This is a genomic window from Pseudomonas sp. PAGU 2196, from assembly GCF_022179005.1.
Classification (GTDB): Bacteria; Pseudomonadota; Gammaproteobacteria; order Pseudomonadales; family Pseudomonadaceae; genus Aquipseudomonas; species Aquipseudomonas kermanshahensis.
Genome location: NZ_BNTL01000001.1, coordinates 148,650 through 164,699, shown reverse-complemented (window position 1 = coordinate 164,699; position 16,050 = coordinate 148,650). Strand labels below are relative to the sequence as shown.

Sequence of the window (16,050 nt, the reverse complement as noted above, 5' to 3'; positions counted from 1 at the left end):
CATGACGGTGAGAGTGCAGCACGAGGCGTTTGACCCGGGTGTCGAGGTCAATGCCATGCATGCCGCGAATGTCGGCGTGGGCGCGGTGGTCGGGTTTGTCGGCTACGTGCGTGATTTCAATGATGGCCGCGAGGTGGCCGGGATGTTCCTTGAGCACTACCCGGGGATGACCGAGAAGGCGTTGGCCAAGATCGTGGTCGAGGCCGAGCAGCGCTGGCCATTGCTCAAGGTCGAGGTGTTGCACCGGATTGGCGCGTTGGAGCCGGGCGAGCCGATCGTTTTCGTCGGTGTGGCCAGTGCCCATCGGCAGGCGGCGTTCGATGCCTGCAACTTCATCATGGATTACCTGAAGACCCGGGCGCCGTTCTGGAAGAAGGAAAATACCCAGGACGGGCCGCGCTGGGTGGAAGGGAAGCAGAGTGACCAGGATGCGGCGGGGCGCTGGTAGAACCGTTTTGGCTGGCCGGGGCTTTACCCCGGTTCGCGGGGCAAGCCCGCCCCCACAGGAATCTCGCAGACTTCAGGTCAGCACGATTTCTGTGGGAGCGGGCTTGCCCCGCGAAGAAGTCACCACCGATCAGTGGTGTTTTCGCGGCACCGGCTTGAGCAGCTCATCCGGCGGCATCTCGCATTTGATCTTGCGCCCCAGCAGCTCTTCGATCGCCGGCAGTTGGTAGGAATCGTCCTCGCCGGCAAAGCTGATCGACACGCCACTGGTCCCCGCGCGGCCGGTACGGCCGATGCGGTGAACATAGTCATCGGCATCTTCGGGCAGGGTGAAGTTGATCACGTGGCTGATGCCATCGATATGGATGCCGCGGCCCGCCACGTCGGTGGCCACCAGCACGGTAATACGGCCTTCGCGGAAGCTCTCTAGCGTACGAATGCGCTTGTGCTGCGGCACGTCACCCGACAGTTGGGCGGCGTTGATGCCGTCGCGCACCAGCTTCTCTTCGATACGCCGTACTTCATCCTTGCGGTTGGCGAACACCATCACCCGTTCCCACTTGTTCTGGGTCACCAGGTTGTACAGCAGCTTGTACTTGTCGCTGCCGGCCACCGCGTAGACGTGCTGCTCGACCGTCTCGCTGGCGACGTTTTCTGGCTCGATCTCGACGATGGCCGGGTTGGTGGTCCACTGCTTGGCCAGGTTCATCACGTCTTCGGTGAAGGTGGCGGAGAACAGCAGCGTCTGGCGTTCGCTTTTCGGCGGGGTCTGGCGAATGATCTGACGTACCTGGGGGATAAAGCCCATGTCGAGCATGCGGTCGGCTTCGTCCAGCACCATCACTTCGACCATGTCCAGGTGCACTTCACCGCGCTGGTTGAAGTCCAGCAGGCGGCCCGGCGTGGCCACCAGGATGTCGCAATGACGCGCTTCCAGGGCCTTGAGCTGCTTGTCGAAGTCCATGCCACCGACAAAGCTCATGACATTCAGGCCGGTGTACTTGGTCAGGGCGGCGGCGTCCTTGGCGATCTGCACCACCAGTTCGCGGGTTGGCGCGATGATCAGCGCGCGCGGTTCGCCCATGAAGCGTTCTTTGGGCGGCGGCGTCTGCTGCAGCTGGGAAATGATCGAGATCAGGAACGCGGCGGTCTTGCCGGTGCCGGTCTGGGCCCGGCCGATCGCGTCCTGGCCGCGCAGGGTGTAACCCAATACCTGCGCCTGGATCGGCGTGCAGTAGGGGAAGCCCAGGTCGTGGATCGCGTGCATCACTTCACTGGACAGCTTGAAGTCGTGGAAGCGGGTTTTACCTTCCTGCGGCTCTACCACGAAATCTTCCAGCTTCCACAGGCTGGCCTGCGGCTTTGGCTTGCGTTCGCGGCGCGGTTTGTCCTTGGCCGGTTTGTCGGTGGCGGCAGGCGCTTGGGCCTCAGGGCTGGCGTCGGCGGGTGTTGGGGCCGGCTGATGCGCTGGCTGAGACTGGGGCTGAGCCACAGCAGCGGGAGCAGGCGCGGGCGTTTTCACGCTGGCAGCGGGATCGACGGCCTGAGGCGCGGCGTCTCCTTTGCCGAATATTTTTTTGAGTGCCTTGAGCACGATCGTCTCATCAACTGGTTAAGGAATGTACGCCGGGCAGTGTAAAGCAAGAACTGGACACGGCGTAGCGGAATACACCTACAACGACGGGCGAGCCTGGCTTATTGCAATTGCTTGCTCAACCAGTCGTGGATATCGCTCAGTTCCTCGATGGCCACTTCATGCTCCATGGGGTACTCGTGCCATTGGGCGGCAACACCCCAGGTATTCAGGTATTCGAAGGCCGTGCGCCCCATCGAAGGGATCACCACCGGGTCGTGCACGCCATGCAGGCACAGGGCCGGGGTGCGTTGCTGGCAGGCGCTGAGCTCGTGGGCATCGTTGAAGGTTGGCGCATAGGTGGACAGCGCGATCACCCCGCCCAGGGCTTCTTGCCACTTTATATAGGCCGTGTGCAGCACCACGGCGCCACCTTGGGAGAAACCGGCCAGGAAAATCCGCGACAGATTGATGCCCTTGGCCTGTTCGGCCTTGATCAGGGCGATCACCTGGTCGGCCGATTCCTCCAGTTGCGCCTCGTCGATGGCGCGCGCCGGGGTCATGGCCTTGATGTCATACCAGCTGGGCATGGCATAGCCGCCATTGATGGTGACTGGGCGGGTAGGGGCCTGGGGCATGATGAACCGGGTACTGAGCAGTCGTTCCTGCATGAATTCGGCAACCGGTAGGAAGTCGTAACGGTCGGCGCCCAGGCCGTGCAACCAGATCACACAGGCGTCGGCGGTTTTCTGCGGTTCGAGAATCAGCGGGTTGGTCATGACTGCTCCGAAAGTGTGCGTGTCTTGTTTTCGTGTGCGTAAAAAGAAGGCGCTGCAAATGATTGTCGGAAAAAGAATGTCGCAACGATACAACTTTCCCTACTTGACGAGCGCTTAAACGCTTTAGCCGTCAACTGTGGTACGCCCTTTGCTATGAATCATCCGATGCAAGGGTCAGGCCGTGACGGTAACACCCTTTGCACGTGAAGGCTGTCATAGAACAGCCCATTGCGCCATTGACCCAATAACAAGCCAACACGGGTCGGATACGCCTCAAAAGGGTGCGGTGCAATTCCGGCTCGGTACAACAAGAGCGATTTGGAGGTTGTGAATGAAGATGTTGAAAACCACCCTGGCAGTCCTGACCGCTGCCGCTGCGCTGGGCGCTGTGACAACCGCCCAGGCCGGCGCCACGCTTGATGCGGTAAAGAAGAAGGGCTTCGTCCAGTGTGGCGTGAGCGACGGTCTTCCAGGCTTCTCGGTACCTGATGCGCAAGGCAAGATCATCGGTATCGACGCCGATGTCTGCCGCGCCGTTGCTGCCGCCGTGTTCGGCGATGCGACAAAGGTCAAGTTCAGCCAGCTCAACGCCAAGGAACGCTTCACTGCGCTGCAGTCTGGCGAAGTCGACGTGCTGTCGCGCAACACCACCTGGACCAGCTCGCGCGATGCCGGCATGGGCCTGGTGTTCGCCGGTGTCACCTACTATGACGGCGTCGGCTTCCTGGTCAACAAGAAGCTGGGGGTTTCCAGTGCCAAAGAGCTCGATGGCGCGACCATCTGCATCCAGGCCGGTACCACCACCGAGCTGAACGTTTCCGACTACTTCCGCGCCAATAACCTGAAGTACACCCCGATCACCTTCGACACCTCCGACGAAAGCGCCAAGTCGCTGGAATCCGGCCGTTGCGACGTGCTGACCTCGGACAAGTCGCAGCTGTTCGCCCAGCGTTCCAAGCTGGCCGCGCCGACCGACTACGTGGTGCTGCCGGAAACCATCTCCAAGGAACCGCTGGGCCCGGTGGTACGCAAGGGCGACGAAGAATGGTTCAGCATCGTCAAGTGGACCCTGTTCGCCATGCTCAATGCCGAAGAGGCCGGCATCACCTCGAAGAACGTCGAGGCCGAAGCCAAATCCACCAAGAACCCTGACGTCGCCCGCCTGCTGGGTGCGGATGGCGAGTACGGCAAAGACCTCAAGCTGCCCAAAGATTGGGTAGTCCAGATCGTCAAGCAAGTGGGCAACTATGGCGAAGTGTTCGAGAAGAACCTGGGCCAGAGCACTGACTTGAAGATCGACCGTGGCATGAACGCCCTGTGGAACAACGGCGGCATCCAGTACGCGCCACCTGTGCGCTGATGGCTGCACCCTGCGGCGGCATCCCGCCGCCGCAGGCTGTTCGAATCCCTACTGTCCGGGGCACTTCATGCAAAATCGAATCGGCGCACAAAAGGGGCTATCCCTGAACGATCCGCGTGTGCGCGCGTGGTTGTTCCAGGTTCTCACGATCGTCTTCGTGGTGGGCCTGGGCTGGTACCTGTTCCACAACACGCAAACCAACCTGCAACACCGGGGCATCACCTCGGGCTTCGACTTCCTCGACCGCAGTGCCGGCTTCGGCATCGCCCAGCACTTGATCCCTTATGTGGAATCCGACAGCTACGCGCGGGTGTTCGTCATCGGCCTGCTCAACACGCTGCTGGTGACGTTCATCGGCGTCATCCTGGCGACCGTTTTGGGGTTCATCATCGGGGTGGCACGGCTTTCACCGAACTGGATGATCAACAAACTGGCGACCGTGTATGTGGAGACCTTCCGCAACATTCCGCCTTTGCTGCAGATTCTGTTCTGGTATTTCGCGGTGTTCCTGACCCTGCCAGGGCCGCGGGGCAGCATCAACATCAACGACCTGTTCTTCATCAGCAACCGGGGCCTGAACATGCCCGGCGCCTCGATGGCCGATGGCTTCTGGCCGTTTGTCATTGCCCTGGCGCTGGCGATCGCGGCCATCGTGGTGATGGTGCGTGTTGCCAACAAACGCTTCAACGAGACCGGTGAGCCGTTTCACAAGTTTTGGGTGGGGCTGGCGCTGTTCATTGCCATCCCTGGGCTCTGCGTGCTGCTGTTCGGCAGCCCCGTGCACTGGGAAGTGCCGCAGTTGAAGGGCTTCAACTTCGTCGGTGGCTGGGTGCTGATCCCGGAACTGCTGGCATTGACCCTGGCGCTGACGATCTACACCGCGGCGTTCATTGCCGAAATCGTGCGCTCCGGCATCCGTTCGGTCAGCCATGGCCAAACTGAAGCTGCGCGTTCGCTGGGCCTGCGCGAGGGCCCGACCCTGCGCAAGGTGATCATCCCCCAGGCACTGCGGGTGATCATTCCGCCGCTGACCAGCCAGTACCTGAACTTGGCGAAGAACTCGTCGCTGGCGGCCGGTATCGGCTACCCAGAGATGGTCTCGCTGTTCGCCGGTACGGTGCTCAACCAGACCGGCCAGGCCATCGAGGTGATTGCCATCACCATGAGTGTCTATCTCGCCATCAGCATCAGCATTTCGCTGCTGATGAACTGGTACAACAAGCGCATTGCGCTGATCGAGCGGTGAGGATACGCCCGTGAATGCTCACGTTTTCAAACCTGACATGCCGCCACCGGTGAAGACCGTCGGCGTGCTCGCATGGATGCGTGCCAACCTGTTCTCCAGCTGGCTCAATACCCTGCTGACCCTGTTCGCCCTTTATTTGGTGTGGCTGATCGTACCGCCTTTGCTGCAGTGGGCGCTGATCGATGCCAACTGGGTCGGCACCACCCGCGCAGACTGCACCAAGGAGGGCGCCTGCTGGGTGTTCGTGCAGCAGCGCTTTGGCCAGTTCATGTACGGCTACTACCCGACGGAACTGCGCTGGCGCGTGGACCTGACCGTGTGGCTGGCCGTGCTCGGCGCCGCGCCGCTGTTCATCAAGCGCTTCCCGCGCAAGGCCGTGTATGGCCTGGGCTTCCTGGTGCTGTACCCGGTCCTTGCCTACACCCTGCTGCATGGCGGCTACCTGGGCCTGGAAAGCGTGCCGACTAGCCAGTGGGGCGGGCTGATGCTGACCCTGGTGATCGCCACCGTGGGTATCGTCGGTGCGTTACCGCTGGGCATCTTGCTGGCATTGGGGCGGCGTTCGCGGATGCCGGCGGTGAAAGTGGTCTGCGTGACCTTCATCGAGTTCTGGCGCGGCGTACCGTTGATCACCGTGCTGTTCATGTCCTCGGTGATGCTGCCGCTGTTCCTGCCCGAAGGCATGAGCTTCGACAAGCTGCTGCGGGCGATGATCGGCGTAATCCTGTTCCAGTCGGCGTACATCGCCGAGGTGGTGCGCGGTGGCCTGCAGGCCATCCCCAAGGGGCAATACGAAGCGGCTGCGGCCATGGGTCTGGGCTACTGGCGTGCGATGGGCCTGGTGATCCTGCCCCAGGCGCTGAAGCTGGTGATCCCTGGCATCGTCAACACCTTCATTGCCCTGTTCAAGGACACCAGCCTGGTCATCATCATCGGCCTGTTCGACCTGCTCAACAGCGTCAAGCAAGCGGCGGCCGACCCGGCCTGGCTGGGCATGGCCACCGAGGGCTACGTGTTCGCTGCGCTGGTTTTCTGGATTTTCTGTTTCGGTATGTCCCGCTACTCCATGCACCTGGAGCGCAAGCTGGACACTGGCCACAAGCGTTAGGAGTTTCGAAATGAGTGAAGCGATCAAGCAGCCTGCTGGCCCCGAAGGCATCATCCAGATGCAGGGTGTGAACAAATGGTATGGCCAGTTCCATGTGCTTAAGGACATCAACCTGAATGTGCGCCAGGGCGAGCGCATCGTGCTGTGCGGGCCATCCGGGTCGGGCAAGTCGACCACCATCCGCTGCCTTAACCGGCTTGAAGAGCACCAGCAGGGGCGCATCGTCGTCGATGGCGTCGAGCTGACCAACGACCTCAAGCAGATCGAGGCGATCCGCCGTGAGGTGGGCATGGTGTTCCAGCACTTCAACCTGTTCCCGCACCTGAGCATTCTGGAAAACTGCACACTGGCGCCGATGTGGGTGCGCAAGATGCCGCGGCGCAAGGCCGAGGAAATCGCCATGCATTATCTGGAGCGGGTGCGTATCCCTGAGCAGGCGCACAAGTACCCGGGGCAGTTGTCGGGTGGCCAGCAGCAGCGTGTGGCGATTGCCCGGGCGCTGTGCATGAAACCGAAGATCATGCTGTTCGACGAGCCGACGTCGGCGCTCGACCCAGAGATGGTCAAGGAAGTGCTCGATACCATGGTGGGCCTGGCCGAGGACGGCATGACCATGCTCTGTGTCACCCACGAGATGGGCTTTGCCCGCACGGTGGCGAACCGGGTGATCTTCATGGACAAGGGGGAGATTGTGGAGCAGGCGGCGCCGGATGATTTCTTCGACCGGCCGCGCAGTGATCGGACCAAGTTGTTCTTGAGCCAGATTTTGCATTGATGCTGGTGGGGCCGCTTTGCGGCCCATTCGCAGCACAAGGCTGCTCCTACAGGGCAATCGCATTGCCTGGTAGGAGCAGCCTTGCGCTGCGAATGGGCTGCAAAGCAGCCCCAGTGTTACTTCTCTTCCTGCGTCGTCGCCGGAGCAGGTGGCGGCCGCAGCCCCACCTCGGCAACCAGCTTCAGCTGCTGCCCATTGCGCATCACCTCGATGGTGATCTTCTCGTTGGGCTTGATCCGCGCCACCTGGTTCATCGACTTGCGCCCGTCACCCGCCGGCTCGCCGTTGATGCTCATGATCACGTCACCCAGCTGCAGCCCGGCTTTTTGCGCCGGCCCTTCGCGGAAGATCCCCGCCACGACGATGCCTGGGCGATTCTGCATACCGAACGACTCAGCCAGTTCCTGGCTCAGCGGCTGCACTTCGATGCCCAGCCAGCCACGGATCACCTGGCCATGTTCGACGATCGACTTCATCACCTCCAGCGCCAGCTTCACCGGGATGGCGAAACCAATGCCCTGAGAGCCGCCGGACTTGGAGAAAATGGCCGTGTTGATGCCGATCAGGTTGCCGTTGGCATCGACCAGTGCACCGCCGGAGTTACCCGGGTTGATCGCCGCGTCGGTCTGGATGAAGTCTTCGTAGTTGTTCAGGCCCAGCTGGTTACGGCCGGTGGCACTGATGATGCCCATGGTCACGGTCTGGCCGACACCAAAGGGGTTGCCGATGGCCAGCGAGACATCACCAATGTGGATGTTGTCGGAGCGGCCGATGGTGATGGCTGGCAGGCTCTTCAAGTCGATCTTCAGTACCGCCAGGTCGGTTTCGGGGTCGCTGCCGATCACCCGGGCCAAGGTTTCGCGGCCATCCTTGAGCGCTACCACGATCTGGTCGGCGCCACTGGTGACGTGGTTGTTGGTCAGCAGGTAGCCCTCGGGGCTCATGATTACCGCCGAGCCCAGGCTCGACTCCCAGCGCTTCTGCTTGGGCAGGTTGTCGCCAAAGAAGCGGCGGAACTGCGGGTCTTCGAACAGTGGATGGGCGCTCTTGTTGACCACCTTGGTGGTGTACAGGTTGACCACCGCCGGTGCGGCCAGGGTCACGGCGTCGGCATACGACACCGGGCCCTGCATGATCCGGGTGGTTTGCGGGGCCTGCTGCAGGTTGACGTCCTGGCTGGGCAGGCCGACCCATTGCGGGAAGCGCTGGATGATCAGCATGGCGATCAACACACCGGTGAGCAGGGGCCAGCCAAAGTAACGCAGAGCCTTGAACATGAACGAATCCTGGGAGTAGGGCGGGAGCCAGATAGCAGCGCCACGGGGCGCGAGCGCGCGCGATCATACACCTGAAACCGCTGATCGGCGAAGGCTTGTCTGGCCTGCACCCAGGCGGCTGACGCCGGTTTCCCCAAGGCCGGCGACGGCTCATAATGGCCGCCAGTATACGGGTGTTGAACCCGGCAAAAACGCAGATTTCGAGGAGATTTTCATGGCCGTCGCTCTGAACACCTTGGTCGAGGAAGCCGAGCGCTACCTGGGCAGTGCGAAGATCCAGGATTATTGCCCCAACGGGCTGCAGGTCGAGGGCCGCCCGCAGGTCAGCCGCATTGTCAGCGGTGTCACGGCCAGCCAAGCGTTGCTGGATGCCGCGGTCGAGGCCGAGGCCGACCTGGTGCTGGTGCACCATGGCTACTTCTGGAAGGGCGAGAACCCGTGCATCACGGGGATCAAGCAGCGCCGTTTGAAAACCCTGCTCAAGCACGACATCAGCCTGCTGGCGTTCCACCTGCCGTTGGATGTACACCCGGAGGTGGGCAACAACGTGCAGCTGGCGCGCCAGTTGGATATCACCGTCGAGGGGCCGCTGGACCCGGAAAACCCGAAAGTGGTTGGCTTGGTCGGTTCGCTGGCCGAGCCGATGACTGCACGGGATTTTGCCCGGCGGGTGCAAGAGGTGATGGGGCGTGAGCCGTTGCTGGTTGAAGGCGAGCAGATGATCCGCCGCGTGGGCTGGTGCACCGGGGGCGGGCAGGGGTATATCGATACCGCGATTGCCGCAGGGGTCGACCTGTTCATCAGTGGCGAGGCGTCGGAACAGACCTTCCACAGTGCTCGCGAAAACGGCGTCAGCTTCATCGCCGCCGGGCACCATGCCACCGAGCGCTATGGCGTGCAGGCCCTGGGCGACTACCTGGCCCGGCGCTTCGCCGTGGAACATCTGTTCATCGATTGCCCGAATCCGATCTAACCCTTCCGGATCTCCCACAGCCCCTGTAGGAGCAGCCTTGCGCTGCGAAGAGGCCGGTACAGGCCAAAGTGCCACCACTGGCCTCTTCGCAGCACAAGGCTGCCCCTACAACGGCTGGTGGTGGGTAGCCAGAGCCCAAACCCCCAGTCATATCGTTAGATTGTTTCGATCTAGCCCGCCTCCTAAATAGAATCAGCCGCTGTGATAAAGTGGCTCGCTCGAACACGGCCCGCAGGCCGTCCATAAGATCGTTTTTCGTGAGTAGCCATGGTCGACAAACTGACGCACTTGAAACAGCTGGAGGCGGAGAGCATCCACATCATCCGCGAGGTGGCCGCCGAGTTCGACAACCCGGTGATGCTGTACTCGATCGGCAAGGATTCCGCCGTGATGCTGCACCTGGCGCGCAAGGCCTTCTTCCCGGGCAAGCTGCCGTTCCCGGTGATGCACGTCGACACCCAGTGGAAATTCCAGGAGATGTACAGCTTCCGCGACAAGATGGTCGAGGAAATGGGCCTGGAGCTGATCACCCACGTCAACCCTGAGGGTGTGGCGCAGGGCATCAACCCCTTCACCCATGGCAGCTCCAAGCACACCGATATCATGAAGACCCAGGGCCTCAAGCAGGCGCTGGACAAGCATGGTTTCGACGCCGCCTTCGGTGGTGCCCGCCGTGACGAAGAGAAGTCGCGCGCCAAGGAACGCGTCTACTCGTTCCGCGACAGCAAACACCGTTGGGACCCGAAGAACCAGCGCCCCGAGCTGTGGAACGTGTACAACGGCAAGGTGAACAAGGGCGAGTCGATCCGCGTCTTCCCGCTGTCGAACTGGACCGAGCTGGACATCTGGCAGTACATCTACCTCGAAGGCATCCCGATCGTGCCGCTGTACTTCGCCGCCGAGCGTGAAGTCATCGAGAAGAACGGCACCCTGATCATGATCGACGACGAGCGCATCCTTGAGCACCTCTCCGAGGAAGAAAAGGCCCGCATCGTCAAGAAGAAGGTGCGTTTCCGTACCCTCGGTTGCTACCCGCTGACGGGTGCTGTCGAGTCCGAAGCCGAGACCCTGACGGACATCATTCAGGAAATGCTCCTGACCCGTACGTCCGAACGCCAGGGCCGTGTCATCGACCACGATGGCGCCGGCTCCATGGAAGACAAGAAACGCCAAGGCTACTTCTAATTTCAGGGTTACTCCATGTCGCACCAATCTGATCTGATCAGCGAGGACATCCTCGCCTACCTGGCCCAGCACGAGCGCAAGGAACTGCTGCGTTTCCTGACCTGCGGCAACGTCGACGACGGCAAGAGCACCCTGATCGGGCGCCTGCTGCACGACTCGAAGATGATCTACGAGGACCACCTCGAAGCCATCACCCGTGATTCGAAGAAGTCCGGCACCACCGGCGAAGAAGTCGACCTGGCGCTGCTGGTCGACGGCCTGCAGGCCGAGCGTGAGCAGGGCATCACCATCGATGTCGCCTACCGCTACTTCTCCACCGCCAAGCGCAAGTTCATCATTGCCGACACCCCGGGCCACGAGCAGTACACCCGTAACATGGCCACCGGTGCATCCACCTGTGACCTGGCGATCATCCTGGTCGATGCCCGCTACGGCGTGCAGACCCAGACCCGTCGTCACAGCTATATCGCCTCGTTGCTGGGCATCAAGCACATCGTCGTCGCCGTCAACAAGATGGACCTCAAAGGGTTCGACGAAGGTGTGTTCGAAGAAATCAAGGCCGACTACCTGAAGTTCGCCGATGCCATCAACCTGACGCCGAGCAGCCTGCACTTCGTGCCGATGTCGGCGCTCAAGGGCGACAACGTGGTCAACCGCAGCGAGCGTTCGCCGTGGTACACCGGCCCTGCGCTGATGGAAATCCTCGAGACCGTGGAAGTCGCGGCCGACCGCAACTTCACCGACCTGCGCTTCCCGGTGCAGTACGTCAACCGTCCGAACCTGAACTTCCGCGGCTTTGCCGGCACCCTCGCCAGTGGCGTAGTGCACAAGGGCGACGAAATCGTCGTGCTGCCGTCGGGCAAGAGCAGCCGGGTCAAATCCATCGTCACCTACGAAGGTGAGCTGGAAAATGCCGGCCCAGGCCAGGCCGTGACCCTGACCATGGAAGACGAGATCGACATCTCCCGTGGCGACCTGCTGGTGCATGCCGACAACGTCCCGCCGGTAACCGACCAGTTCGACGCGATGCTGGTGTGGATGGCCGAAGAGCCCATGCTCCCGGGCAAGAAATACGACATCAAGCGCGCCACCAGCTATGTGCCGGGCTCGATCGCTAGCATCACCCACAAGGTCGATGTGAATACCCTCGAAAAGGATGCGGCCAGCGCGCTGCAGCTGAACGAGATCGGTCGCGTCAAGGTGTCCCTGGACAGCGCCATCGCACTGGACGGCTATGACAGCAACCGCACCACCGGTGCGTTCATCGTCATCGACCGCCTGACCAACGGCACCGTTGGCGCCGGCATGATCATCGCACAGCCAGTGCTGCCGCACGGCAGCACCGGCCAGCATGGCAAGCAGGCTCACGTGTCCACCGAAGAGCGCGCCCTGCGCTTCGGCCAGCAGCCGGCCACCGTGCTGTTCAGCGGCCTGTCCGGTGCTGGCAAGAGCACCTTGGCCTACGCCGTGGAGCGCAAGCTGTTCGACATGGGCCGTGCAGTGTACGTGCTCGATGGCCAGAACCTGCGCCACGACCTGAACAAGGGCCTGCCACAGGACCGCGCCGGCCGCACCGAGAACTGGCGCCGCGCCGCCCATGTGGCGCGCCAGTTCAACGAAGCCGGCATGCTGACCCTGGCCGCCTTCGTCGCCCCGGATGCCGAAGGCCGCGAACAGGCCAAGGCGCTGATCGGCAAGGAGCGCCTGGTGACCGTTTACGTCCAGGCCTCGCCAATCGCCTGCCGCGAGCGCGACCCGCAGGGCCTGTATGCTGCCGGTGGCGACAACATCCCGGGTGAGAGCTTCCCGTTCGATGTGCCGCTGGACGCTGACCTGGTGATCGATACCCAGAACACCAGTGTCGACGAAGGCGTGAAGCAGGTGCTGGATGTGCTGCGTCAGCGTGGCGCGATCTAAGCGCTGAAGCTGCATGAAAAACCCCGCTTCGGCGGGGTTTTTTGTTTGTGTCCGGACGTGCAAATCTCACAATTCTGGGACGCACTAATTTTTTAAGGAGTAACACCCCGTATGAGCGGGGTGTTGGATTTACTCTGCTTTAAATCCTGGCTTGCCGTTAGCTGCGCGCCAGTCCTTAATGATGTTAAGCACGGCTTGAAGTTCACCTTGTGCTTCACTGTCTGGCCAATAGATTAAATCCGTTCCGCTAGGGTGTTCGGTAATGGTTGAGAAGTGGATTAGTAATGGGGCTAGCGTTTCGTCAGGCTCAATGGCGTTGGCGCGATAAAGCGCTTCAAGAAATTCTATAAACTCTGCTTCAGTGTAATCGTTGTAACTTTTTTTTAAGATCATGACTTGTCACCGTAATGAATTTTTTGATGCGCTATCGGTGTGACGACTCTTAGGTTGTCAACATCGTAAACTGCTCCACCCTCTCCAATTGGGCTGACGTGGTGTAGTATAAAGCTTCTTTGCAAACCGTATGCGTCAGCTTTTCGAGTGATTGGGGCGTTGCCATTTCTCATGCGGCTTAAGTTTTGTTGTGAAAATTGTTTGGATAACTCTGCGTCATGGGAGACAGACCTCCAGAACTCCATCCGAAAAGCATTGAAATTATTGAACTCCCTGCCTATGAGTTGGGCAGCGATTCGTGTTGGGATGAGGGCTCCTTCTTCACGGCTAGACTGGCCAAGCCAAACCTCGGTGATATCTGAGCCTACCCCACTAACCACCCCCGGTTCATATCGAGGACTCTTGAACACCACCAGAATAGGCGGCAAACCCGAATCCAGCGGAAAGGTGATGATCAGCCGTTCTTGATCCAGTAGCTCCAGAGCCGGATAACCGTCCTGCTCGGTGCTTACAGGATTAAGGCTGCTGCCGGTGTAAACGACAGTCCCAGGTGGTGCCGGCGGAAGACTGGTAGAGGTTCCTTGTTCATCCCCCGGTGCGCTGGCTGGGGTCCAGGTCAGAATTCGCTGAGGGTTCTCCAGTGCCAGGCTGTAAAGCTGGCGCTCGCTGTCGAACGTCGCGGCGCGAACGGGTACTGGCTTAGCGCCAGGGACCACGTAGAGATCCAGCCCATGTTGGTCTTCGGCCCCAGCAAGAAGGTAAGGTAAATCGATACTGGTTGATGAGAGGGCAAGGGCGACTAGATCCGGACCGTTCGGAGGTGAAAGGTTAGCGAGGGGCGTGCTGATGAGGTAGTGACGTTCGCTGTTGGCCAACGTCGACGGCCAGGCCATAGCCAGGGAGCCCACCGCTAGGGCGGGAGTGGAAGCCGCAATAATCCTGGTCAAAGCTGCAGATATTGCAGCCCCTAACGCTGTATAGGCGGTCTCGGCGATTGCGAACGTTGCAGCACCGATGGGGATGATTGCAGGGACCGATGCCGCCAGTCGGCCTTCGTGGTTGTAACTTATACGTTTGAGCAACTTCTCGAGCTGCTGCCGTTCCGCCTCGGCAGCTAAACGCTCAGTTTCGGCTTGCTGGCGTGCCGCTTCTTCTGCGGCCAATCGCTCAGCTTCGGCCTGCTGCCTCACCACTTCCTCGGCAGCCAGGCGCTCAGCCTCAGCCTGTAGCCGAGCGGCTTCCTCAGCCGCCGCCTGTTGCGCTGCAAACTGAGCTTGTAAGTGTTCAACCTCGGCCGCGCGCTGGTTAAGATTCTGCGTAGCACTTGTGAAGGTGTCGAGGAACCTGATCGATTCGCTCAATGCAAGGGCCTGGTGATATTCCTTCCAGCGCTGACCAGCTCGGCGCAATCTTTGCTCATCCACAAGATGCAACAGCCCTTCCAGTTGGGGTTTCGACAGAGGGCTGCTGATCCGCGGATTTTGATCTGGGTACTGCGGTATTTGCGATTGTTTGCTCTGCACCAGAGCAGAGGCGGTGGCCAAGTAAGCATTGAACGTTTGGGCGAGTGTGTACGCGTCCCCAATGACGGTTTGCCCGAGCTCATGCTGAATAACATTGGGCAAACATTCGAAGTGAATTTGCCGCTCTACGTGAATCTGCGCTGTTCTACGCGCAATCACCTTCAGCAGGTCTAAAGGCTGCTGGGTCAGCTCCTCTTGATCTACCTGTCCTGCCAGCCTTTTGAGTTCATCCGCTAGCGACTGATGCTTCTGGGCTAGCAGGTGTAAACGATAGGCGCCGTCCCACGACCTCTGCAGTTTTGTGGCCCATTCCGCACCCAAGGCTTCACCCGTTGTTGATTCGATGAAGCCAGGGTCGAGAAACCGACTCATCATTGAATCGCCGCGCTTATAGAACGCGGGTACGCCAAAATAGCTATTTGCGTCGGGTAAAATCTGCAGGTAGTTCTCACGCATCTGGCTGATACGTGAGGTCAAAACCTGTTGTTCAACTATTGCTTTTAAAGATTGGTTGGGTGTGTTCTGCGCGTCGGATCTGATTTGAGCTTTTAATGCGGCAATCGTTTCTGGGAGCTGGTTTATCTCTTGAGTATATTTTTCTTCGTGGTCTTTCTCGATGACCTGATATTCCTCTGTCAACACTCTCCGTGTTGAAATGACCCGCGCAATATCATTTTTGGTTGGGCTGGTACCGCGAGGGTAGCCTTCACTCAGCCCCCAGCCCCCTCCGCCTGGTCCGCCTCCACCGCCACCCAGTAACCTGAGTTCAGCACCCGTGGGGGCAGCGGCGCTAATCCAAAGCCCTTCGGTGAGATAATACGTTTTGTCCTGTGCCATGTAGGTTCTCCTGATCACTACATGGCAAAGCATTTCGTGTATTGAATGTGCAGTATGTCAGTTGCGGCCTATCCATCGGTAGGACCCTTCCTGCCGTTCGGAAAGGTCTGAATCAGATATGCTTTTCCGACACTGGAATCACGCGCCTCTCTTTCACTGCCTTGTACGAAAAGCTCGAATAAATTTCTTTAACTCCCGGCAACCGCTGCAGTACTTCCCGGGTGAATTCCCCAAACGATTCAAGGTCCCGCGCCAGTATTTCCAGCAAGAAGTCATAGCGCCCGGAAATATTATGGCAGGCAACGATTTCGGGTATTTCCATCAACCGCTTCTCAAAGGCCAAGGCCATGTCTTTGGTATGCGAATCCATCATGATGCTGACAAAAGCGGTGACGCCAAACCCCAATGACTTAGGGGAAAGAATGGCCTGGTACCCGGTGATATAGCCGTTATCTTCCAGCAATTTGACACGCCGCCAGCAAGGCGAGGTGGTCAGCGCTACTTGGTCGGCAAGTTCGGAGACGGTAAGGCGGGCGTTGTCCTGCAGGGCAGCGAGCAGGGCGCGGTCGGCGCGGTCGAGGTTCGAAGGCATGGTTTGCCCTCCTGATCGAATAATTGTTGTTTTTGTTCCAAAAAGTGCTCGGTTGAGTGGGCTAT

At 60.1% G+C, this 16,050-nt stretch carries 14 protein-coding genes; 8 read left to right on the top strand and 6 right to left on the bottom strand.

Features of this window, described 5'->3' with window-relative positions; genetic code table 11:
• Window position 1 precedes the first annotated feature (1 nt).
• Complete coding sequence (gene moaE / locus MFF34_RS00770; RefSeq protein ID WP_238209562.1) at window positions 2-448, top strand: molybdopterin synthase catalytic subunit MoaE; 447 nt, start codon at window positions 2-4, stop codon at window positions 446-448.
• Window positions 449-577: 129 nt separating this feature from the next.
• Here moaE and rhlB read toward each other — a convergent pair whose 3' ends face one another.
• Complete coding sequence (rhlB, locus tag MFF34_RS00765; RefSeq protein ID WP_238209553.1) at window positions 578-2,041, bottom strand: ATP-dependent RNA helicase RhlB; 1,464 nt, start codon at window positions 2,039-2,041, stop codon at window positions 578-580.
• 101 nt (window positions 2,042-2,142) lie between these two features.
• Window positions 2,143-2,799, bottom strand: a complete 657-nt coding sequence (locus MFF34_RS00760) for an alpha/beta hydrolase (protein ID WP_099455253.1) — start codon at window positions 2,797-2,799, stop codon at window positions 2,143-2,145.
• 331 nt (window positions 2,800-3,130) lie between these two features.
• Between MFF34_RS00760 and MFF34_RS00755 the strand changes: the two genes are divergently transcribed.
• The 4 genes from MFF34_RS00755 to MFF34_RS00740 all read left to right on the top strand — a co-directional run bounded on the left by MFF34_RS00755 (window position 3,131) and on the right by MFF34_RS00740 (window position 7,288).
• Window positions 3,131-4,159: an amino acid ABC transporter substrate-binding protein gene (locus MFF34_RS00755; protein ID WP_238209551.1), complete on the top strand. Its 1,029-nt coding sequence runs from the start codon at window positions 3,131-3,133 to the stop codon at window positions 4,157-4,159.
• Window positions 4,160-4,226: 67 nt separating this feature from the next.
• Window positions 4,227-5,405: an amino acid ABC transporter permease gene (locus MFF34_RS00750; protein WP_099455252.1), complete on the top strand. Its 1,179-nt coding sequence runs from the start codon at window positions 4,227-4,229 to the stop codon at window positions 5,403-5,405.
• Between the two features lie 10 nt (window positions 5,406-5,415).
• The gene (locus MFF34_RS00745; protein WP_027595322.1) at window positions 5,416-6,513 is read left to right on the top strand and encodes an amino acid ABC transporter permease; all 1,098 of its coding nucleotides are present in this window, start codon (window positions 5,416-5,418) and stop codon (window positions 6,511-6,513) included.
• A gap of 10 nt (window positions 6,514-6,523) precedes the next feature.
• Window positions 6,524-7,288 carry an amino acid ABC transporter ATP-binding protein gene (locus MFF34_RS00740; protein WP_003251792.1) on the top strand — a complete coding sequence of 255 codons (765 nt, stop codon included), beginning with the start codon at window positions 6,524-6,526 and terminating at the stop codon, window positions 7,286-7,288.
• A 116-nt stretch (window positions 7,289-7,404) separates the two neighbouring features.
• On the opposite strand, the gene algW is transcribed toward MFF34_RS00740, so the two are convergent.
• The gene (gene algW / locus MFF34_RS00735; protein ID WP_027595323.1) at window positions 7,405-8,565 is read right to left on the bottom strand and encodes a Do family serine endopeptidase AlgW; all 1,161 of its coding nucleotides are present in this window, start codon (window positions 8,563-8,565) and stop codon (window positions 7,405-7,407) included.
• Between the two features lie 214 nt (window positions 8,566-8,779).
• On the opposite strand from algW, the gene MFF34_RS00730 reads away from it, so the two are divergent.
• The 3 genes from MFF34_RS00730 (at window position 8,780) to cysN (ending at window position 12,640) form a co-directional block, all read left to right on the top strand.
• On the top strand, window positions 8,780-9,538 hold the full coding sequence (locus MFF34_RS00730; RefSeq protein ID WP_027595324.1) for a Nif3-like dinuclear metal center hexameric protein: 759 nt from the start codon (window positions 8,780-8,782) through the stop codon (window positions 9,536-9,538).
• A gap of 267 nt (window positions 9,539-9,805) precedes the next feature.
• Window positions 9,806-10,723 carry a sulfate adenylyltransferase subunit CysD gene (gene cysD / locus MFF34_RS00725; RefSeq protein WP_003251799.1) on the top strand — a complete coding sequence of 306 codons (918 nt, stop codon included), beginning with the start codon at window positions 9,806-9,808 and terminating at the stop codon, window positions 10,721-10,723.
• 15 nt (window positions 10,724-10,738) lie between these two features.
• The gene (gene cysN / locus MFF34_RS00720; RefSeq protein WP_027595325.1) at window positions 10,739-12,640 is read left to right on the top strand and encodes a sulfate adenylyltransferase subunit CysN; all 1,902 of its coding nucleotides are present in this window, start codon (window positions 10,739-10,741) and stop codon (window positions 12,638-12,640) included.
• A gap of 129 nt (window positions 12,641-12,769) precedes the next feature.
• On the opposite strand, the gene MFF34_RS00715 is transcribed toward cysN, so the two are convergent.
• The 3 genes from MFF34_RS00715 to MFF34_RS00705 all read right to left on the bottom strand — a co-directional run bounded on the left by MFF34_RS00715 (window position 12,770) and on the right by MFF34_RS00705 (window position 15,985).
• Window positions 12,770-13,033: a bacteriocin immunity protein gene (locus MFF34_RS00715; protein WP_238209550.1), complete on the bottom strand. Its 264-nt coding sequence runs from the start codon at window positions 13,031-13,033 to the stop codon at window positions 12,770-12,772.
• Window positions 13,030-15,393, bottom strand: coding sequence for an S-type pyocin domain-containing protein (locus MFF34_RS00710; protein ID WP_238209547.1), 2,364 nt, complete (start codon window positions 15,391-15,393; stop codon window positions 13,030-13,032). Before MFF34_RS00710 ends, MFF34_RS00715 begins: the two co-directional genes overlap by 4 nt.
• Window positions 15,394-15,505: 112 nt before the next feature.
• Window positions 15,506-15,985, bottom strand: a complete 480-nt coding sequence (locus tag MFF34_RS00705; protein WP_238209545.1) for an Lrp/AsnC family transcriptional regulator — start codon at window positions 15,983-15,985, stop codon at window positions 15,506-15,508.
• Between the last annotated feature and the right edge of the window lie 65 nt (window positions 15,986-16,050).

Bases quoted from the DNA above. Each gene is read 5' to 3' on its own strand.
- moaE (WP_238209562.1), top strand. From the start codon at position 2: ATGACGGTGAGAGTGCAGCACGAGGCGTTTGACCCGGGTGTCGAGGTC.
- MFF34_RS00755 (WP_238209551.1), top strand. From the start codon at position 3,131: ATGAAGATGTTGAAAACCACCCTGGCAGTCCTGACCGCTGCCGCTGCG.
- MFF34_RS00715 (WP_238209550.1), bottom strand. From the start codon at position 13,033: ATGATCTTAAAAAAAAGTTACAACGATTACACTGAAGCAGAGTTTATA.
- MFF34_RS00740 (WP_003251792.1), top strand. From the start codon at position 6,524: ATGAGTGAAGCGATCAAGCAGCCTGCTGGCCCCGAAGGCATCATCCAG.
- cysN (WP_027595325.1), top strand. From the start codon at position 10,739: ATGTCGCACCAATCTGATCTGATCAGCGAGGACATCCTCGCCTACCTG.
- MFF34_RS00750 (WP_099455252.1), top strand. From the start codon at position 4,227: ATGCAAAATCGAATCGGCGCACAAAAGGGGCTATCCCTGAACGATCCG.
- algW (WP_027595323.1), bottom strand. From the start codon at position 8,565: ATGTTCAAGGCTCTGCGTTACTTTGGCTGGCCCCTGCTCACCGGTGTG.
- MFF34_RS00760 (WP_099455253.1), bottom strand. From the start codon at position 2,799: ATGACCAACCCGCTGATTCTCGAACCGCAGAAAACCGCCGACGCCTGT.
- MFF34_RS00730 (WP_027595324.1), top strand. From the start codon at position 8,780: ATGGCCGTCGCTCTGAACACCTTGGTCGAGGAAGCCGAGCGCTACCTG.
- cysD (WP_003251799.1), top strand. From the start codon at position 9,806: ATGGTCGACAAACTGACGCACTTGAAACAGCTGGAGGCGGAGAGCATC.
- MFF34_RS00705 (WP_238209545.1), bottom strand. From the start codon at position 15,985: ATGCCTTCGAACCTCGACCGCGCCGACCGCGCCCTGCTCGCTGCCCTG.
- MFF34_RS00710 (WP_238209547.1), bottom strand. From the start codon at position 15,393: ATGGCACAGGACAAAACGTATTATCTCACCGAAGGGCTTTGGATTAGC.